The sequence below is a fragment of the Roseibium algae genome, from assembly GCF_037783265.1.
Lineage (GTDB): Bacteria > Pseudomonadota > Alphaproteobacteria > Rhizobiales > Stappiaceae > Roseibium > Roseibium algae.
The window spans coordinates 13,742-31,274 of sequence record NZ_JBAKIA010000021.1; the positions used below are offsets into that span (position 1 = coordinate 13,742).

Genomic DNA, 17,533 nt, shown 5'->3' on the forward strand with positions numbered 1-17,533 from the left:
AAACTTCAGTCCATATTAAAAATTTGAGTATTAAACTCATGTTTATTCTCGGTTTTAGCGTATTTAACGGGGAAGTATGGGCGCGGCCAAATCCAAGAACGGGAAAAGAAAAATCTAACAATGTTGCAATTACGCAACATTGTTAACCGTTATATGCGCAGTATCATGTTCCGGGAATTGGGATGCACATGGGGGTCCCGGTGACCGGATCCGGCAGGACTTTCGCACTGACATCAAAGACGTCCTGAATGACTTTTGCAGTCATGACCTCCTTTGGCGGTCCACTGGCAATCACCTTACCCTCCTTCAGCATGACCATGTGATTGGCGTAGCGTGCCGCCTGGTTGAGGTCATGAAGGACTGCAACAACAGTTTTATCACCATTGCGCACAAGGTTCGCAGCCAACTCCATCACTTCGATCTGATGTGAAAGATCAAGAAAGGTTGTCGGCTCGTCCAAAAGCATGATTGACGTTTCCTGGGCCAGTGTCATTGCAATCCAGGCCCGTTGCCTTTGCCCGCCAGACAATTGGTCAACTCGTTGGTCGCGCAAGTTCATCATCCCCGTAAGCGACAGGGCCTTTTCGCAAGCGCCGGTGTCTTGCTCAGACCACTGGCTGAACAAGGAGCGGTGCGGGTAGCGACCTTGCCGGACAAGATCAAGGACCGTCAGGCCTTCTGGTGCGACAGGACCTTGTGATAAAGCACCGACACGCTTTGCCATCTCGCGCAGAGGCAAACTGGCGATGGATTTGCCATCAAGCAAAATTGTGCCTCGTTTAGGCGTATGCAGGCCAGAAAGCGTTCGTAGAATGGTAGATTTACCGCTACCATTCGGCCCTATAAGTGCTGTGAACATTCCCGTTGGTATCGAAAGATCAAGCTCTTGAACGATCAGAGCAGGACCATAACCGATGCATAATTCGGACGTTTCAAAGCAAGCGCTACCTCTTCCTTCAGGCAGGGACATGGCGGTGCTTCCATAATAAATAGCCAAAGAACGGGGCTCCGATCAACGCGGTCACGAGGCCTGCAGGCAGTTGGGACGGAGCAATAACCGTCCGCCCCAGCAAGTCGGCAGCCATGACCAGAACGGCACCGATCAACGCTGAGACCGGCAGAATACGCCTGTGTCCCGGCCCGACAAGACGGCGTGCTATATGCGGTGCGATCAGCCCGACAAACCCAATCAACCCCGCAGCGGCAACAGCTGCACCGGAAATTAGCGTGCACAGTGAAATCATCAGAACCCGCACGAGATTCACGCGCTGGCCAAGCCCATGGGCAACGGCGTCTCCAAAGCATATGAGGTCCAATTGCCGCAACGAGAACAAAGTGAGGGTCACAGGCCCGACAAGCCAAAGCGCAAGCGTTCTGACATAAGTCCAATCAGCGTGGTATACACTGCCCGAAAGCCAGATCAACGCGCGTTGAACGTCTGTGATTGCTCCGTAGGTCGATAGCACTGTGCTGGCAGCTCCTGCCAGAGAACTCAAGCCGATGCCGATCAGAATGATCCGTAATGACGCGGTTCCGTTTCGCCAGGACAGCAGGTAGATCATCATAGCCATAGCCCCAGCCCCCAAGAACCCGGCCCAGGGTAACAGGCTCACGGGGGCGTTTTTAAAGGCCACGATGACCAGCATGACGGCAAGAGCCGCACCGGCATTAATGCCCAAAAGTCCGGGTTCAGCCAGCGGGTTGCGCATGATCGCCTGGGTGATCGCACCGGCAACAGCAAGGGCTGCGCCAACAAGCATACTGAGCAGCAAGCGCGGCATGCGCAGGTCGAACACAATCATGTCAAGGTAAGCTGGCGCATCAGGCATGCGCAGGATCGTCTTGATGAGCTGGTCAAGGGGGATCGGGTAGTCACCATAGGACAGCCCGGCAATCATCAATCCTGTAAGGACCATGAAAAGTGTTCCCACAATACGCGTCATGAGGAACCCTCCGCACAGGCGCGGGCCAGCCAGATAAAGAACGGAGCGCCTATCAACGCCATAGTGACACCTACCGGGAAGTCCTGGCTTGCAAACAGAACACGACCGATGGAATCGGCCGTAATCACCAGCAAGGCACCACTGATAGCGTTAAACGGAATAGTCCAGCGGAAGTCTGGGCCTACTGTGAAGCGAATGATATGCGGAACGACCAAACCGACAAATCCAACCGGCCCAGCCAGCGCGACGGCTCCGCCCGCCAGAAGGATCACGACGGTGATTGCGATAGCGCGCCAGACAACAGGGTTTTGGCCCAGTGTTTTCGCGACATCTGCGCCCAAGCTCATGGCTGCCAGGTGGCGTGGGAATGCAAGGGCCATGGCAATGCCCACAAGCATGTAAGGCGCGATCAATTGTACGTCGGTCATCGTTCGTCCTGAGAGTGAACCCGCAGTCCAAAGCCGGACACTGTCCAAAGCACTTTGGTCAAAGATGAGCAGAGCTGTGGTCAAAGATGTCAGGAACGCTGTCAGAACGGCTCCTGTTAAGACAAGTTTGATCTGTGTGCCGTGCCTGGGTCCGATTGATCCAAACACGTAAACCAGAACAGCAGCTATTGCCGCTCCCCCGAAAGCCGACCAAATATAGACATGACTTGCTCCAGCGCCGAAAAAACTCAGCGTCAGAACGACGGCAAAGGCAGCTCCGGCATTGACTCCAAGCAGGCTCGGCGAAGCCAGGGGATTGTTCGTTATCGCCTGCATGATCGCGCCGGAAATCGCCAAGCCACCACCTGCCAGTATTCCGGCGAGCGCCCTGGGTATACGGATCGTCGTAATCACGAGATGGTCGCGCGAGCCATCAAACGCGAAGATCGCGTCCAGAATTTCTTTAAAAGAAATTGCAGTTGCCCCCAATCCGACCGACCATATGGCAGCGGCTGGAAGCATGCAGAACAACGCTGAAAGAGCGGCCAGCCTGACCCTGTCCTCCCTTGGTGCATACTTTGTGTACGATGCGGCTTTCGCAGTCTGCTTGTCGCTCACGGATCGGTCAGAATGTAGCGTTCGATGTCGTCAAGGACGCGGTAAGCAGACGCCGTGCCGTCGAAACCCATCCATGGGGCGCGATCTATCCGATATGCCCTGCCCGCCTGAACGGCCGGCAGGCTTTGCCAGAGAGGATTAGCGAGCGCTACAGCGGCCAGATCATCGTCAGGTTCAGGATCATAACCGCTGACGACAACATAGAGCAGAATATCTCCCGTCAGTGCAGAGATCTCTTCCCAGTCAAGGCGTTTTAAGATCCTATCGTCAGCAGTTTTTTCAAAATCTGTCCGAACGATGCCAACTTCACTCAAGACTGCGTAGGGAGCATATGCCGCCGGGCCATCGAGATAAACTTGGAAACCCAATGGACCAACGCGAACCACCGAAACTGTCAAGTCTTTCGGCATCCTGCTTTGAATGTCTCCAACGCGCCTTTCGTAGGCCAGCATCGCGTCTCTTTGGAGGTCCTCGTGACCGATGATTTTGGCCATCAGCGCGTAATGCTCTTTCCAGCCCATGTTATCAATAAGAAGTGTGGGGGCAATGGCAGACAATTTATCGAAAATCTGTTCATGCAAATAAGTACTGCCGATGATCAGATCTGGCTGTAACGCTATAATGCGCTCCAGGCTCGGCTGCATAGGATGTCCGATATCGGCAATCGCTGCATCTTTGGCAGATTGTCTCTGAGACTCGTCCTGTATGCCAATCATCGGCACCCCCACAATCGGGGCACCCAGCTCCTTCAGCATGCCAAATGAAAGCCAAGGGTCGAGGGTTACGACCCTCTGGGGCGATGCAGGAACGCATACCGGGTCGCCATAAATATGTTCTGAAACGGTCAGGCCATCGCAAGACGCGAATGCAGACGACATGCAAAAACTGTAAACCAGAAATAATCCGATCAGACGCAAGAAATCTCTCCGAGATTGGGAGTAGGCTATGACAAATAGTTTCGCTGGCGGTCTCGTCACGACACCGCCAGCGAAACTTGTTGGAGTGCTCATTCTTCCATAAGACATGAGCAATTTTAGTCATCATTGTTGAGCATAGTTGATCCAACAATGAGGGATATCGCGTTAGAATTTTGCCTTGAAGTTCAATCCAAATAACCGGCTGGTGCCGACTTGTCCAAAGGCCGGGCTGCCGTCCAGTTCAGTCATTGTGAAATATTCCTCGTCAAGCAGGTTTTCGGCAAAGGCGTTGATTTCCCAGTTGTCTCGTTTGATGCCAGCCTGGGCATTTACGAGGAAACGAGAGTCGATACGATCAAGTGGAGCATTCGTGCTGAACTTGGAGTTATAGTCGGAGATAAACTTTGCATCACCACCGATGTAGACACCATTGTCGAATGTGTAGAGTCCACCAAAGGCAACCGTCCATTCTGGAGCTTCCGGGAAGGCTTCTCCCGTCAGATCGCCGTAGGTATTATGATCGAATTTATCGAATTCGGTATGGAGATAACCAATGGATGTGAAAACCGAGAGGTTCCTGTTGACGGCGAAGGTGGGCTCGATTTCAAAACCCATTGCGTAAGAAGACGCAGCGTTATTGACAATCGTGCCTCTTGTGGTGCCTTGAACAACGCTCGTTTCGACTTGCTGGTCGGCATATTGCGTGAAGAAAACGTTGGCATTCAGCCTGAGCCGCTCGTCCAGAAATTTGCCTTTGTAGAACAATTCATAATTGTTGGCATATTCCGCTTCATAAGACTTCGACTCGCTCGTGAACGGATCTGTGTAATAACCGCCTGTCCGGAAGCCTTGAGAGAAAGTGAAGCCGGCTACATGGTCTATGTTAATCTGTTTAGAGATGCCGATTTTGGGTACAATGTTGAATTCGTTTGTATCTCCGCCGCTTAACGTTGGACTTGGTGGAGTGGAGCCAATGCCATACGTGGCATCGGATTCATTGGTTTTTTCCTTGAGATAATCGACACGGCCACCGAGTGTGATTTTCCAGCTTGGAACGAATTCGTAAGTAGCCTCGCCGAACGCAGCAAGATTTGTTGTTCTTCTGTAATACAGCTGCTCTTGTTCAATACCCCACTGGGTCAGGCGCGCGAAGAAATCTGAATCCTGGTATTCGTAGCTGCCATAAAGACCTGCAATCGCGCTCCATTGGCCCAAATCATAGTTTAACCGGAGCTCCTGAGAAAAAAGCGTGTCCTTGTAGGTGCCATGGAATGCATTGATATAATTTTCGGTGCCATCATCGACTGACTGGCGCCCTGTGATGCCGTGACTGAGGCTGGTCTGAGAGGTAAATACCAGTGCTGGCGAAATATCATGGGTCACTTCCAACCCGACATTGTGAACTTCAATTTCACGATATTCTGCGAAAGTCGGGAACAGATAAAAGTCGCCTGGTGTTCCAGGTCCCGGGTCTGCCAGACGTTCGTTCGGCCGATCCTTTGAATACGAGTAGGTGAACAAGGTACTCGTGTCCGGTAGTTCGTCCGGCGCAAACAATAATTTGGCACGAAATGTCCCACTCAACTCCGTGCGAAAATCATCATAATTTGCATAGTCTTGGTAGGATGGATAATCGAGTTCTACCGTTTTCTGCTCATAAGAACCGGCCACCCGCAGGGCTAGACCATCGCTTTCGCTGAGCGGTGCATTTATGACAAACGCACCTCCTGCAAGATTCTTGTTGCCAACGGTGGCCGAGGCCATCATTTCCTTTTCAAAAGTCGGATCTTTCGTCTTGACGTAAACTGCCCCTGCCGTCGCCGCGCGGCCACTGAGGGTGGATTGCGGGCCACGGTAAACCTCGACCTGCTCCGCATCCCAAAGGCTTCGTGCGCCAAAGCGTGAATTGTAGCGGCTCTGCAATATGCCATCGACATAAATGGAACCCATTGGCGCGCCTGCGGGCGAAAAGCCCTCGAAATTCATACCACGAATAACAATGCCGGTGTTCTGCGTGCCGCCCTTTTCAACGTTTGCCAGCCGCCGCAGTGCCTGAGGCAGATATTGCATCTGACCATATTCAATATCGTCAGATGTCACGACACCTACACTTGCACTAGTGTCTTCGAGAGTTTTCGCGTCGCGTGCTCCATAGACATAGATGGTGTCCAGCACGGTGTCGTTGCCCGTTGACGCAATGCCGTCTTCACTCTCCAGAGCGACCTGATCGTTGCCGGCAAAGCTTGCAGATACGCCGGTGTTGGCGAGCAGCGTATTTAACGCTTCGTCTGGCGTAACTGTGCCGCGAACACCTTGAGTTGTTTTTCCGTTTGCCAAGCTTGCATCAAATATGATCTGCAGGCCAGTTTGGGCAGCAAGGTCATTAAGGGCCGGTGTCAACGGGCCGGCCGGGATCGAAATCGAGTGCTCGGCAGATTGAGCGAATGCGGAGCTTGAATAAACCGCCGGCATCGCGCAATTGACGATGAGCATCGTACTCGCAAGCAAGGCGCATCGCCGCATTCTTGCTCGCATCTTCTGCGTGTCGACCCGACCCAATTTTGCCATTACAGCCCCCAACTTTTACAGCATTCATGATGCCGTTTTGTATTACATCCAGCGCAGACCTGATGGCTTGCTTACTTCAAAGACGACTGGCGTTGGCGGTTTGGGACTCTGATTTCGAATTAATCGAGTAATTTCAGAGAAAGTCAGGAACTCTGTGTATCGGGTGGAAAACGCCCTAAGTGGGCTGTCGCAAAGATTTTCGGCGGGTGATATTATCCTGCAACAGGATGCATTTTCATGCTTTGTTAGTCTTTTGCAGCACGACGAAGCCGCTCGTTCTCTTTCTGCAGCCGTCTCATTTCCTTGAGTGGCATTGCCAACTTATTATGGTCGGCGACCATGGGTCCCCGTTTTGGGCGGATTTCAGGCGTTCATTTCACCGGTGTAATGCTGCCATAGGCCGAATGCATCTGCCCTTGCATGCCGGAATGAGGCGGCCGACAGGGTGTATCGTCTCTGCCGGAAGATCGTGCCACGATCTACCGGTGGGTTCAGGTCACAATCGAAGTCGGCACCTGGCTGAACGAGCACACCATTGGTCTGAACCCGGGTATTGCTCAAATTCACGGGAAAGACGATTCCGGTGCAGGAGCGCTGCTTCACACCGATGACTAAAAGCACATGAGGTTCGCCCGATAAAACGAACATCGGTCAAGCAACTGCATTGTATATCCTCCAGCCGTCATTCGGCTGGAGGCTTACGCGGGGCAGGGGCGTATGTGAATGCCATCGCACAAGAGATAGGCGCTCTAAATTCGTGCTTTTCCAATAAGGGATATCAACTGATTGAACCCGCGCCGGGAGATAAAGCGATGCTCAATGCAATACTCGCTTTTGCGGTTGTCTGGCTCGCGGCATGAAAGAATAAGCTGCTCAAGCGCTGCTTCTCCGGTCATCCCGTCCTTTTGTATCATTGGTAGAAATCGCTTTAAAAACTCGGACGTGTCGGACTGGTGAACGATTACCGTATCCCATGCTGGCACGACGAAGAGAGCCTGATTTCCGAGACCCCAAGCCCAGAATGTGCCTTCCGGCAGGCCGGTGTCAGGGCCTGGAACCCACCACAAATACCCATGCGCCCATCTTAAGCCGTTGTCTCCTGTCTCTGTGAAATCTTTTGCCGTGCGCTCGACCCAGCTTGCAGGCAGGACCTGTCGATCATTGGCGAGGCCTTCGTTAAGATACAGCTGGCCAAACCTGACAAGATCCCGGGCTGACATGCGAAACGCTGCGGCCTTGTGCATCGATACGGACTCGTCAGCGATATAGGACACGAAAGAAATATCGAAGTCCTCCATCCCTGTCGGCTCGGCAATGCCGACATCGAATGCCTCGGCGATTCCCATGCCAACGTGTTGTTCGAAAATCGTCGTCAACGCGTTGTAGTCCCAGTTGTTGTAGGCCCATATCGTGCCGGGTTCATTCTCCAAGTGGCCCAACCTTTTGTCGATATCTTCTTGCAAACCGCCCGAGGCCGCAGCGGCATGATTGATGCCAGATACGCTTTTGATGAGGTTTAGAACCGTGGCTCGTTTCTGCTTTGGCTCAAGTGGTGAGGGAGTGTCACTGATACCTAGCTCTTGCAGTGTGGCATCCGGGTTGATCTGTCCCGGGCCGGAGCCAAGGTGCTGACCTATGAGGGCGCTGAGGAATGATTTTCGCATTGAGTGTGTGGCGTATGGCTTTTCCAAAGCGCCGAATGCGCCGACCACCTCATCCTTGGTCACAATCGTGAAGCTGTCTGTGCTCAGCCATGCGGCATGGTTGAAGACGGCATCGAGCCCATCTGATCGCCAGCCCAGACTTTCGGCTGTTTCATCATTCATGCGTGTTATGTCGAGTGCGCGCGCTGGCGCTGAGGATCTCGATAGTCCATTCTCACCGGTCATGACCAGATAGGTGAGCCCGAGGACGACAAAGACGACTGAGCCAGAGACCCATAGCGCTGTGTTGCGTTTCATGATCCATCTCTCCAATCGGCTGGACGAAGCTAAGTCCGCTTATCCTGAAATCACTGCGATCAATTTTCAATCCTGTACGGAAGTTACTTGGCCGGTTTTTTGGTGCGACCCAAAACAACTGCAATAGCCCACGATTCAGCACAGGTGCGGGCAACTTTTTGGCTGATGGTGAAAGGAATGGGCCGGACCAGTCTGCAAAATCCGGCTTACCCATCTTCGCGCCCGCTCCGCGTGACTTTGAAACTGCAGGCCCATCTGACTGACATTTTGCTCTGCTAAAGACATATCATGGGGAGTTATGTCTCACAATTTGACGAGACTTGTTCGCTTCCCTTTATTCGTGGCCTTTTTATCTGCTTTCACATTGTCATCAGACGCAGTAAGCATCCTGATCTTTGAATCTTTGGGACCTCTCATGGCGAAAAATGCCACAATTTATAAAGTCGAACTTTCAGTCTCCGATATGGATCGTCACTATTACGACACCCATAAATTGACCGTTGCCAAACACCCTTCAGAGACGGATGAACGGCTGATGGTGCGTATTGTCGCTTTTGCGCTCAATGCCCATGAACATCTGGAAATGACAAAGGGCCTTTCAACGGATGACGAGCCAGACATTTGGCAGAAAAGCCTGAGCGGCGAACTTGATGTGTGGGTAGCCCTTGGGCTTCCCAGCGAAAAAGTGATGCGCCAATCTTGTGGCAAAGCCGATAAGGTGATCGTCTATCCTTATGGCGGCAGGACGGCCGAGATGTGGTGGGACAAGATCAAAAACAGCACCTCTCGTTTTGATAATCTTCAAGTGATAAATTTTTCTGAGAAAGACACCGGTGAACTGGCAAAACTGGCAAGCCGCGCGATGAAGCTTCAAATCAATATTCAGGACGGCGATGTGATGGTAAGCGTTGGTGATAGCATCGTTTACGTCACCCCGTTAAAATGGAAGACTGCCGCTTAACAAAAGGGTTTCTGGTGCCAAATTGGGCTTGAGTTGCCCGTCGCTCCGTCAAAATCAGATGGGCCTGTCCCTTTTTTGTGCCGCCCCTAATGCTCATTTAAGCTCCATGTTCCAATAGAACCGATCAGCAAACACGCTAAGCAGTCACAAGTTCAAGAACATCTCCCAAATGGCCACCTCAGCATTGATCTACCTGCCGTAGCTCATCATCCTGCCACCAGTCCATGAAGTGACTTGTTGAGGTGGAGTTTTCCGTCAGCTGCCCTGTCGATCATGGCGCGGAAGTATCCGCCGGGTGATGAGATTTGTTCAGGATCTCGCAGGGCTTTTTCAGCAACGACGGCAATGCAGGCGGCGGCCAGATATCTCCCCTGTCGCTTGATTGCCTCGTTGAAAGCTGGCTGGCTGAGACCGATCAGCACCCGCAATTGATCAGCGGCTTCGCACAAGGCAGGCCATGTGCTGAGCTGAAGCCCGGTTTCCTCTTGGAGTTTCGAACAGGCAGACTGGATCAGCCCAATGGACACACCATCAAGGTTGGTTTCCAGCCGTTTTGGCTGTTGTGATTGCACCCGCCCGCCGCAAGGCTCCCTTTCAAGAGCCACTTCATCGGCGTAGCCGGTGTCAGAGGAAAATTCAGTGTCTTGCTCGTCAGAGCAAGTCCGTTCCTCATTACGACTAGAGGAGTCGGGATGGGCTTGATTAGATGGACGGCTCTCCTTTCGCGGCTTCCAACAACCGCACTATGGCATTTCAGGTGCTGGTGTAGGAGACCGTCCACCTAATCAAGCCCGGCGAATTTCTGTATCAGAATTTCCCTTGATATGTTATACTATAACATATATAGATTTCTACTCTTGTAATCAACTATGCCGTTTTCGGAGCCTCCCTTGTCAAACCAGATTATCAGACCCGCCCTCGCCGCACTTCTTGGCATAGGAGCTGTTGCGTTAGTCGCTTTTTCGGTCGCTCCTCAAGCTGCCAATGCCACCGAAAAAACCATGCGTATTGCTGTTCCCTTCGGACCAAAAAGCAGCGTGCCGGATCCAAGAGCGCGGCAAAACGGCTGGCTTAGCAACCGTGCGGGCGTATCCGAAACCTTGATCGGGCTCGGTCACGACATGACCATGCAGCCGCGTCTTGCCGAAACGTTTGAGAACCTGTCGCCGCTTGAGTGGAAATTGACACTCCGCAAGGGCGTAAAGTTCCATGACGGGTCCACGATGACGGCGCAAGATGTGAAAGCGTCGTTTGAAAAGCTCGATCAGGAGGGCCATCCAGGTCACAATCCGCGACTGTCCCGACTGCTCGGCATCGAGAGCATCACGGTCGAGGGCGATGACACGCTCATCTTCAGGACAAAGTCACCAAATTCTGCTTTCTTGTGGTCATTGACCGAACCGTCTGCGGCCGTGCTGAAGGACGGCACAGATGAATTGCCACTGATTGGCACAGGGCCTTTTGTCTTTGATCTGGCGGAGCCGGAAAAGACCTACCTGACACGCAAATTTGCCGACTACTGGGGGGGCGAGCCCAAATTGGACCGCATTGTGATGGACGCCTTGTCCGATCCTTCCGTTGCAGCTTTGGCGCTTCAAGCTGGGGATGTCGATCTTGTTACCCATTATCCAGAGCCAGACTTTGCTGCTCTGAAAGAAAAGAACGCAGGCCAACTGTTCTCGATGCCGACAACCCGCCTGTTTTTTTTCCAGGTTCGTACAGCAGATGGTCCGCTAGCCAATGAAACGCTTCGAAGTGCCGTGTCTCTTGGGCTCGACCGCAAAACGATAGTAGCTGCGGCCTTGAACGGTGTCGGCGGCGATGTTGCGAACGCCATCTTTTCGGCAAGCATGCACTCCTGGGCCAACACAAACATGACGCTGGATTATGATCCTGAAAAGGCCAAGACCCTGCTTGATGAGGCGGGCATCAAAGACACCAATGGTGATGGCATACGGGAGCTGGATGGCGAGGAAATATCCCTGAAAATCCGCTCCTACGAAGGCCGTGCTGCACTGCGTCCAACTTTGGAAATCACGCAGGCATTGCTTCAGCAAATAGGCATCAGCTCCGAAATTTCCATGGCAGAATATGATGCCAACAACGAAGCCTTGAAGGCGGGTGAGATCGACATGCATCTTCAGGCCTGGGGAACGGCGCCGCAGGGCGACCCGGACTATTTCCCAAGCACTTTGGTTGAAACCGGCGTTGGTTATAACTTCTCTGGTTACTCCAACGCGGAGCTGGATGAGCTCCTCAAAAAAGGCCGTGAGACTTTCGATGATGAGGTGCGCAAGTCGTATTACGACCGCGTTCAGGAAATCATCAACACTGAATTGCCGCTGATTCCGGTCTTCCACAAGACGCAAGTGTCCGTTGGAAATGGCAAGGTGGAAGGCTACGGAATCCACCCGGCTGAAACTTATCTTGTAACGCCGGACCTGACATTTGCCGAGTGATACAAAAACACTGCTGGATCTTAATAACCTGTCGGTCCGTATCGGCCGACAGGTTATTTTGAACGATGTCAGCCTGAAGATCCGAAGCGGCGAATGCGTCGCTATCGTCGGCGGGTCAGGTGCGGGAAAGTCGACGCTCCTGCGCTGCCTGATGGGTCTGACCCGTCCGGCAGTGCCTTTCTCGGGCCTGCTTGCTTTCGATGGTCAGGAGATGGACTTCTCTTCTTTGGAAAGACAGCAGAAACCAAAGCGCATCGCCTATGTTCCGCAAAACCCTGACCAGGGATTTGACCCGCTCAAGCGGCTTAGGTGGCAATGGCAACAAGCTTTTCGGGTTATCACAGGCCGAATGAACATTTCCCAAGTGCAAGAACCATTGCTTGAAGAACTTGGCCTGAAGCCGTTTGGGGCATGTTTTCCGTATGAATGGAGCCGGGGAATGCAACAGCGCCTGCTGCTGGCCATGGCACTCATGGGGAAGCCGCGTTTGCTCATCCTGGACGAGCCGACCTCGGCGCTGGACCCGTTGATTGCCGCTCAGGTACTTCGCGCGGTGAAGAAATATGCCGAGATGCATAATGTTGCAGTTCTGATCGTGACCCATGATCTGTCTCTCGCCGCAAGATATGCGGATCGGACGACGATCATGAACACCGGACGCGTAGTTGAATTCGGCGAGACTTCGCATCTTTTATCAGCGCCACAATCCGATTACGGCCAACTTCTCGTGAACCATCGAGATTGGATCACGAAGGATTTAGGACAACTGTCCAGTTCCATTGCGGCAGAATAGACGTTTTATGCTCTCCATTGACCACCTCAATATCTCCATTTCGGGCAAGACTATCCTCGAGGAGGTGTCCTTTTCAATTCCCGAAGGAACAACGCTTTGTATCGCCGGTGAAAGTGGTTCAGGCAAAAGCAGTTTGCTCAAGGCGTTGAACGGCCTGATGCAAGCACGATTTGAACAGCTGTCGTTCTATCCCAAAACCGGCCCGGCAATTACACATCAAGGACGCTGGCTAGGCCGCCCGGGCCTGCAGCAAAGCCGCTGGGTGATGCAGGATCCAATCGCCGCCCTGAACCCCAGGCTTTCGCTGGGGGCATCCATTGGTGAAGGCGCCTATTCAAAACGGCTCTCAAGATCAGAGCGGGACAAGGCCATTACAGAAGCGCTTGTCGATGTCGATTTGCCATCCGCACTGGCAACGCGCCGGCCGACTGAAGTCTCTTTGGGTCAGGCGCAGCGTGCTTGTCTTGCCCGGGCCCTGATCGCGCAGCCGGATTTGATCTTTTTTGATGAGCCACTCAGTGCGCTTGACGCAATCGTTCAAAAACAAGTCGCAGCCACCATGAAACGGGTTCAGGCACGCCACGGAAACACCTTTGTCATCGTGACACATGACTTGGGTTTTGCAGCGGCCTTTGCAGATCAAATACTGGTGCTTCGAAATGGCAGAATGGAAGCCTATCAGTCTGCCAAGTCGTTTTTTGAACGCCCGACAAGCCACTACTGCCGGGACCTTATTGAGGCTGCGCGGGACCTGGGCAGTTTGCCGCAAGCCCCTATCATAGCAAATGAGGGACACCCATGAACGGTTTCGCGTCTCGACTGGCCGCTGCTGTTTTGACGACCAGCAAGCGACTGTCTGGTTTGCTGTGTGTTCTTCTCGGGATCAGCTTCATCACATTCACGATGACTTATTTCGCACCGGGAGACAAAGCCGCGGCCATCGCGCACGCACGCTACCCGGATACCCAAGGTTTCCCTCCGGAAATACTGGAAGGCATTCGCGAGGAGTTTTATTTGAGCGAACCCTTTTTGGTGCAGTTTTTCCAGTGGCTATGGCGCTTCATCCAGGGCGACTTCGGCAATTCCTTTGCATCCAATGTACCTGTTTGGGAAATTTTCCTTGCCAACATCCCCGAGACACTCGAGCTCACCGCGGCATCCCTCGCCATAGGTTTGGTCGGCGCCTTTTGTCTGAGCGCAATTTCGGTTTGGAAGCCAGGAAGCCTCGCCGACCGATGTGCAGTCGCCATTGCGTCAATCGGTGGCGCCATGCCGAATTACTGGCTCGGGCTCCTCTTGATCCTGTTGTTTGCCGTCGACCTCAACTGGCTTCCCTCCTACGGCACAGGCACGCCGGCTCACATTGTTCTGCCGGCTCTTACGCTTGTTTTATGGATCATGGCCTCGCAAACACGGCTTTTGCGAACGTTTTTTCTGGAAGCCAAATCAGCTCCCTATATCGAGACGTTGAGGCTGCGTGGTATCAGCGAAAGGGAGATCTTCTGGCGGCACATCCAGCGACATGCGGCAGTTCCGGCCCTCACAATGATTGGCCTGGACGTTGCCAGCCTTCTGGAAGGCACAATTATTGTCGAGCTGACCTTCGCCCGGGGTGGCATCGGCTCACTGTTGGCGGGGGCCGTGCTGTCTCGGGATTACCCCTTGATCCTGTTACTGGTGATGTTCATTGCTCTTGTTTACGTCCTGATCAACTCGCTGATCGAGCTCTTTCAAGATGTTCTGGATCCCCGGAAATCGCTCATGGCGCACCGAAGCACTGAAAGCCGGAAGGAGATCCGGTCATGACAGCAGCAAGCGATCTGAACCTCGCAGAGGAAGCAAACCTCCAGCAAAAACAACACGGCCAAAACCTTGATCGTTTCCTCATGAACATCGGTTTGAGCCTCCTCTTTTTAGGCGCGTTGGTCGCGGCCGGATTTGTCTTCACGCCCTATGCTCCAAACGCACCGGACTTTCTCAATCGGCTCTCTCCGCCCTCTTCGGAACATTGGTTCGGGACAGATCAGCTTGGCCGGGATGTTGCGACAAGACTGCTCTTTGGCGGTTTCTGGTCAGTCGGCCTGGCATTTTTAATCACGTTCATCGGCGCAGTTTTGGGAACAGTTGTTGGTCTTGCTGCCGGTCACTTCGGACGGTTTACCGACGTCACTTTGATGCGCGTAACGGACAGTTTCTTTGCTTTTCCCGAGTTGGTCGCCGCGGTTACGATCGCCGGTGTCCTGGGACCAAGCACGAACAATATGGTGCTTGCCCTCATTCTCGTTGGTTGGATGAAATTTGCCCGTCTTGTTCGAGGCCTCAGTATTGATCTCGCACACCGTGATTTCATCACCCAGGCCAAACTAAACGACTTGCCGTCATGGCTCATCTTGTGGCGCCACATCTTGCCAAACATCGGTCCCAGCCTGCTTGTGCTATGGACCAATGCCTGGTCTAGAAGCGTCCTGTCTATTTCCGGATTGAGTTTCCTGGGCTTTGGTGTCCAACCACCGAACGCTGAATGGGGTGCCATGTTGCTTAACGGCAAAGCCTACATGCAAACAGCACCGCACCTCATGATCTTTCCCGGATTGGCAATTCTTGTGACAGTTCTGACCATCAACCTTACCGGGGATCAATTGCGAGATCTCGTCGGCAGTCGCGGCACGATTTCGGAATGAACATGTCTTTTGACTTCAAAGGCATCAGCTTGCGGGTTGGTGCGACTTTCTTCTTTGCCCTGATGGTGCTCTTCATCAAACTCCTGTCAGACGAGATCCCGGTTGGTCAGGTCGTTTTCTTTCGAAGTGCGTTTGCCTTGATCCCTCTGGTTTTGTTCCTGATGTGGACACGCGACTTTCCCTCTGGCCTTAAGACAAAACGCCCGGGCAGGCATATCGTGCGGTGTTTTCTGGGGTGCCTTGCCATGTTTGCAAGCTTTGCAAGTCTGAAATATCTCCCGATGTCGCATGCTTCGATCATCGGTTACATGGCGCCAGTTCTGGCAGTTGTCCTTGCTGCAGTTCTGTTGAAAGAGGCTGTCAGCAACGTACGCTGGTTTGGGGTTCTTTTCGGTTTTCTGGGCATGTTGGTGCTGATCCTGCCGACGGCTGCAAGCGCTGAGTTCGACGCCGAATATTTGACTGGAGTTGGGCTTGCCCTGGCGATGGCAATCCTGACCGCGGGCGCAAAAATCCAGATCCGGAGCCTGGCTTTAACGGAAAACGCCGGCGCGATTGCCTTTTACTTCGCGCTCACTTGTACGGTCGCAGGTCTGGCGACGCTACCCTTTGACTGGGTGCTACCAAGCTGGGAGCTACTTGGCCTTTTAATTTGCACGGGTTTTTCCGGCGGAATAGCGCACATCCTGATGACGCTAAGTTATCAGTACAGTGAGATATCAAAGCTGGCCACTTTTGAATACCTGTCGCTGGTGTTCGCGGTGATCGCAGATGGGCTTTTCTTTGATATTATCCCAGAAGCCGCTTTCTACCTGGCAGCGGCATGCATCATATGTGCGACATTGGTCGTTGCACTGAACGATAGGTCAGCCAGGGGGCAACCTGTACCACGCTGACCTTTTAGGTAATTGCATTTGTCGAACGGCGGGCATTTCTACCGGTTGGCACAATGCCCCAGATCGAGACCAACCATGAAAGAGGCGCTCTTAAATCCGGTATATGTTCGGCTTCTGATAGCCCAGGTTCTTTCTGTTCTTGGCTCAGGGCTTGCGACTATCGCGCTTGGCCTGCTTGCCTTCGATCTGGCCGGTAAAAATGCCGGTTCTGTCTTGGCCACTGCTTTGGCGCTGAAGATGGTTGCCTATGTCGGTTTGGCACCTGTCGTCACCGCATTTGCGGAGAAGCTGCCGCGCAAACCATTTTTGATTGGCCTCGATTGCGCAAGAGGGGCTTGTCGCAAAGTTTTTCGCGTTAACCACGCCTTGAGGTTTGGCTGTTGAAAGGGCGCTCCAGAAATTGGAGTTCCGCGTCGTGATTCTGAGTGCCATCGTTGAAAAGCTGAAACGCCAATCGAAGGATGACTTCAAAGGCAGACAGTTCGAGGCCTGGCTGATCATCCAGGCGGTGTCCTGGTACTTGCGTTATCCGCTGAGCTATCGGGACTTGAAAGAAATGTTCCTGGAACGCGGCTTTGAAGTCGATCACAGTACCATCAACCGTTGGGTTCTGATCTACGCTCCCCTGATGGAGAAACGGTTGCCGCGTTTCCGCAAACCGCATTGCGGCTCGGTCCGCATCAATGAGACCTATGTACGCATCAAGGGCCAATGGCGCTATCTGTATCGGGCCATCGACAAGCATGGAAATCCAGTCGATTTCCTGCTCACGGCGAAGCGCGATCTGAATGCGGCCAAGCGGTTCTTTCGAAAAATGTTGAAGGATGCCCCGCTGCTGTCACCGGACAAAATCGGCACAGATGGTGCAGGCACATTTCCTCCGGCTATCGGGGATGCGGTTGGTAGCGGTCTTCTTGCTCCGGACCCGGTGCACTATGTGACCAAACATTTGCAACAGGGTATCGAGAGCGATCATTTCAGAGTGAAGAAGAACATGCCGAAGGTCGGAGGGTTCCGCTCGTTCAAATCAGCCAGAAAATCCATCGCCGGTTTCGAAGCCATGCTGTGGCTCAAGAAGGGCTTCGACTTTACCGGTCAATGGAGCGTCCGCGAACAAAACGATCTGCTGGCGGTGCTCTTCGGAATTGAAAAAGTTAACGAAGCCTGAACATCGATCCCAAAACGGGAGAAATATGTCCGTCAGAGAAAGTTGCGACAGGCCCGCTGAAACCAGGACACCAAAAACAGGAAGCCCTCGTTTCATGCCTGCGTGCCCTGCACGGACGGTATGAAGCGAGGGCGTTCTGT

General features: G+C 53.1%; 16 protein-coding genes and 1 pseudogene. 9 read left to right on the forward strand and 8 right to left on the reverse strand.

The annotated features are described in order from the left end of the window. Nucleotides 1–163: 163 nt before the first annotated feature. The 7 genes and pseudogenes from V6575_RS20880 to V6575_RS20910 all read right to left on the reverse strand — a co-directional run bounded on the left by V6575_RS20880 (nt 164) and on the right by V6575_RS20910 (nt 8,435). Entirely contained in the window at nt 164–970 is an 807-nt protein-coding gene (locus V6575_RS20880; protein ID WP_340277163.1) for an ABC transporter ATP-binding protein, read from the reverse strand. Continuing rightward, nucleotides 957–1,943, reverse strand: coding sequence for a FecCD family ABC transporter permease (locus V6575_RS20885; RefSeq protein WP_340277164.1), 987 nt, complete (start codon nt 1,941–1,943; stop codon nt 957–959). Before V6575_RS20885 ends, V6575_RS20880 begins: the two co-directional genes overlap by 14 nt. After that, nucleotides 1,940–2,989 (reverse strand): FecCD family ABC transporter permease, encoded by a 1,050-nt coding sequence (locus tag V6575_RS20890; RefSeq protein WP_340277165.1) that lies wholly within the window; start codon nt 2,987–2,989, stop codon nt 1,940–1,942. The genes V6575_RS20885 and V6575_RS20890 overlap by 4 nt, the downstream gene beginning before the upstream one ends. Next, nucleotides 2,986–3,906, reverse strand: coding sequence for an iron-siderophore ABC transporter substrate-binding protein (locus V6575_RS20895; RefSeq protein ID WP_340277166.1), 921 nt, complete (start codon nt 3,904–3,906; stop codon nt 2,986–2,988). The genes V6575_RS20890 and V6575_RS20895 overlap by 4 nt, the downstream gene beginning before the upstream one ends. A 165-nt stretch (nt 3,907–4,071) precedes the next feature. Continuing rightward, the gene (locus tag V6575_RS20900) at nt 4,072–6,474 is read right to left on the reverse strand and encodes a TonB-dependent receptor (protein WP_340277167.1); all 2,403 of its coding nucleotides are present in this window, start codon (nt 6,472–6,474) and stop codon (nt 4,072–4,074) included. A 363-nt stretch (nt 6,475–6,837) separates the two neighbouring features. Then, nucleotides 6,838–6,945 (reverse strand): annotated as a pseudogene (locus tag V6575_RS20905) (IS6 family transposase); the annotation flags it as partial. 278 nt (nt 6,946–7,223) lie between these two features. Next, on the reverse strand, nt 7,224–8,435 hold the full coding sequence (locus V6575_RS20910; RefSeq protein ID WP_340277168.1) for a serine hydrolase domain-containing protein: 1,212 nt from the start codon (nt 8,433–8,435) through the stop codon (nt 7,224–7,226). A 298-nt stretch (nt 8,436–8,733) separates the two neighbouring features. Here V6575_RS20910 and V6575_RS20915 point away from each other — a divergent pair, with 298 nt between their 5' ends. Next, nucleotides 8,734–9,396, forward strand: coding sequence for a YaeQ family protein (locus V6575_RS20915; RefSeq protein WP_340277170.1), 663 nt, complete (start codon nt 8,734–8,736; stop codon nt 9,394–9,396). A gap of 206 nt (nt 9,397–9,602) precedes the next feature. Here V6575_RS20915 and repC read toward each other — a convergent pair whose 3' ends face one another. Beyond that, on the reverse strand, nt 9,603–9,968 hold the full coding sequence (gene repC / locus V6575_RS20920) for a replication initiation protein RepC (RefSeq protein ID WP_340277172.1): 366 nt from the start codon (nt 9,966–9,968) through the stop codon (nt 9,603–9,605). Nucleotides 9,969–10,286: 318 nt separating this feature from the next. Here repC and V6575_RS20925 point away from each other — a divergent pair, with 318 nt between their 5' ends. The 8 genes from V6575_RS20925 to V6575_RS20960 all read left to right on the forward strand — a co-directional run bounded on the left by V6575_RS20925 (nt 10,287) and on the right by V6575_RS20960 (nt 17,393). Then, nucleotides 10,287–11,855, forward strand: a complete 1,569-nt coding sequence (locus V6575_RS20925) for an ABC transporter substrate-binding protein (RefSeq protein WP_340277173.1) — start codon at nt 10,287–10,289, stop codon at nt 11,853–11,855. After that, nucleotides 11,845–12,648, forward strand: coding sequence for an ATP-binding cassette domain-containing protein (locus tag V6575_RS20930; protein ID WP_340277174.1), 804 nt, complete (start codon nt 11,845–11,847; stop codon nt 12,646–12,648). Before V6575_RS20925 ends, V6575_RS20930 begins: the two co-directional genes overlap by 11 nt. A 7-nt stretch (nt 12,649–12,655) precedes the next feature. Beyond that, nucleotides 12,656–13,450, forward strand: a complete 795-nt coding sequence (locus tag V6575_RS20935) for an ABC transporter ATP-binding protein (protein WP_340277175.1) — start codon at nt 12,656–12,658, stop codon at nt 13,448–13,450. Beyond that, complete coding sequence (locus V6575_RS20940) at nt 13,447–14,454, forward strand: ABC transporter permease (protein WP_340277176.1); 1,008 nt, start codon at nt 13,447–13,449, stop codon at nt 14,452–14,454. Before V6575_RS20935 ends, V6575_RS20940 begins: the two co-directional genes overlap by 4 nt. Then, nucleotides 14,451–15,329 (forward strand): ABC transporter permease, encoded by an 879-nt coding sequence (locus tag V6575_RS20945; RefSeq protein WP_340277177.1) that lies wholly within the window; start codon nt 14,451–14,453, stop codon nt 15,327–15,329. Before V6575_RS20940 ends, V6575_RS20945 begins: the two co-directional genes overlap by 4 nt. A gap of 2 nt (nt 15,330–15,331) precedes the next feature. Further along, the gene (locus tag V6575_RS20950; RefSeq protein ID WP_340277178.1) at nt 15,332–16,225 is read left to right on the forward strand and encodes a DMT family transporter; all 894 of its coding nucleotides are present in this window, start codon (nt 15,332–15,334) and stop codon (nt 16,223–16,225) included. A 75-nt stretch (nt 16,226–16,300) separates the two neighbouring features. Further along, the gene (locus V6575_RS20955; RefSeq protein WP_422785614.1) at nt 16,301–16,609 is read left to right on the forward strand and encodes an MFS transporter; all 309 of its coding nucleotides are present in this window, start codon (nt 16,301–16,303) and stop codon (nt 16,607–16,609) included. 31 nt (nt 16,610–16,640) lie between these two features. Continuing rightward, entirely contained in the window at nt 16,641–17,393 is a 753-nt protein-coding gene (locus V6575_RS20960) for an IS6 family transposase (protein ID WP_340277179.1), read from the forward strand. The last annotated feature ends 140 nt before the right edge of the window (nt 17,394–17,533 follow it).

What these genes read in the sequence shown, in the direction of transcription:
- V6575_RS20940 (WP_340277176.1), top strand. Translation starts at nt 13,447, where the DNA reads ATGAACGGTTTCGCGTCTCGACTGGCCGCTGCTGTTTTGACGACCAGC.
- V6575_RS20910 (WP_340277168.1), bottom strand. Translation starts at nt 8,435, where the DNA reads ATGAAACGCAACACAGCGCTATGGGTCTCTGGCTCAGTCGTCTTTGTC.
- V6575_RS20915 (WP_340277170.1), top strand. Translation starts at nt 8,734, where the DNA reads ATGTCTCACAATTTGACGAGACTTGTTCGCTTCCCTTTATTCGTGGCC.
- V6575_RS20950 (WP_340277178.1), top strand. Translation starts at nt 15,332, where the DNA reads ATGTCTTTTGACTTCAAAGGCATCAGCTTGCGGGTTGGTGCGACTTTC.
- V6575_RS20935 (WP_340277175.1), top strand. Translation starts at nt 12,656, where the DNA reads ATGCTCTCCATTGACCACCTCAATATCTCCATTTCGGGCAAGACTATC.
- V6575_RS20945 (WP_340277177.1), top strand. Translation starts at nt 14,451, where the DNA reads ATGACAGCAGCAAGCGATCTGAACCTCGCAGAGGAAGCAAACCTCCAG.
- V6575_RS20955 (WP_422785614.1), top strand. Translation starts at nt 16,301, where the DNA reads ATGAAAGAGGCGCTCTTAAATCCGGTATATGTTCGGCTTCTGATAGCC.
- V6575_RS20880 (WP_340277163.1), bottom strand. Translation starts at nt 970, where the DNA reads ATGTCCCTGCCTGAAGGAAGAGGTAGCGCTTGCTTTGAAACGTCCGAA.
- V6575_RS20885 (WP_340277164.1), bottom strand. Translation starts at nt 1,943, where the DNA reads ATGACGCGTATTGTGGGAACACTTTTCATGGTCCTTACAGGATTGATG.
- V6575_RS20900 (WP_340277167.1), bottom strand. Translation starts at nt 6,474, where the DNA reads ATGGCAAAATTGGGTCGGGTCGACACGCAGAAGATGCGAGCAAGAATG.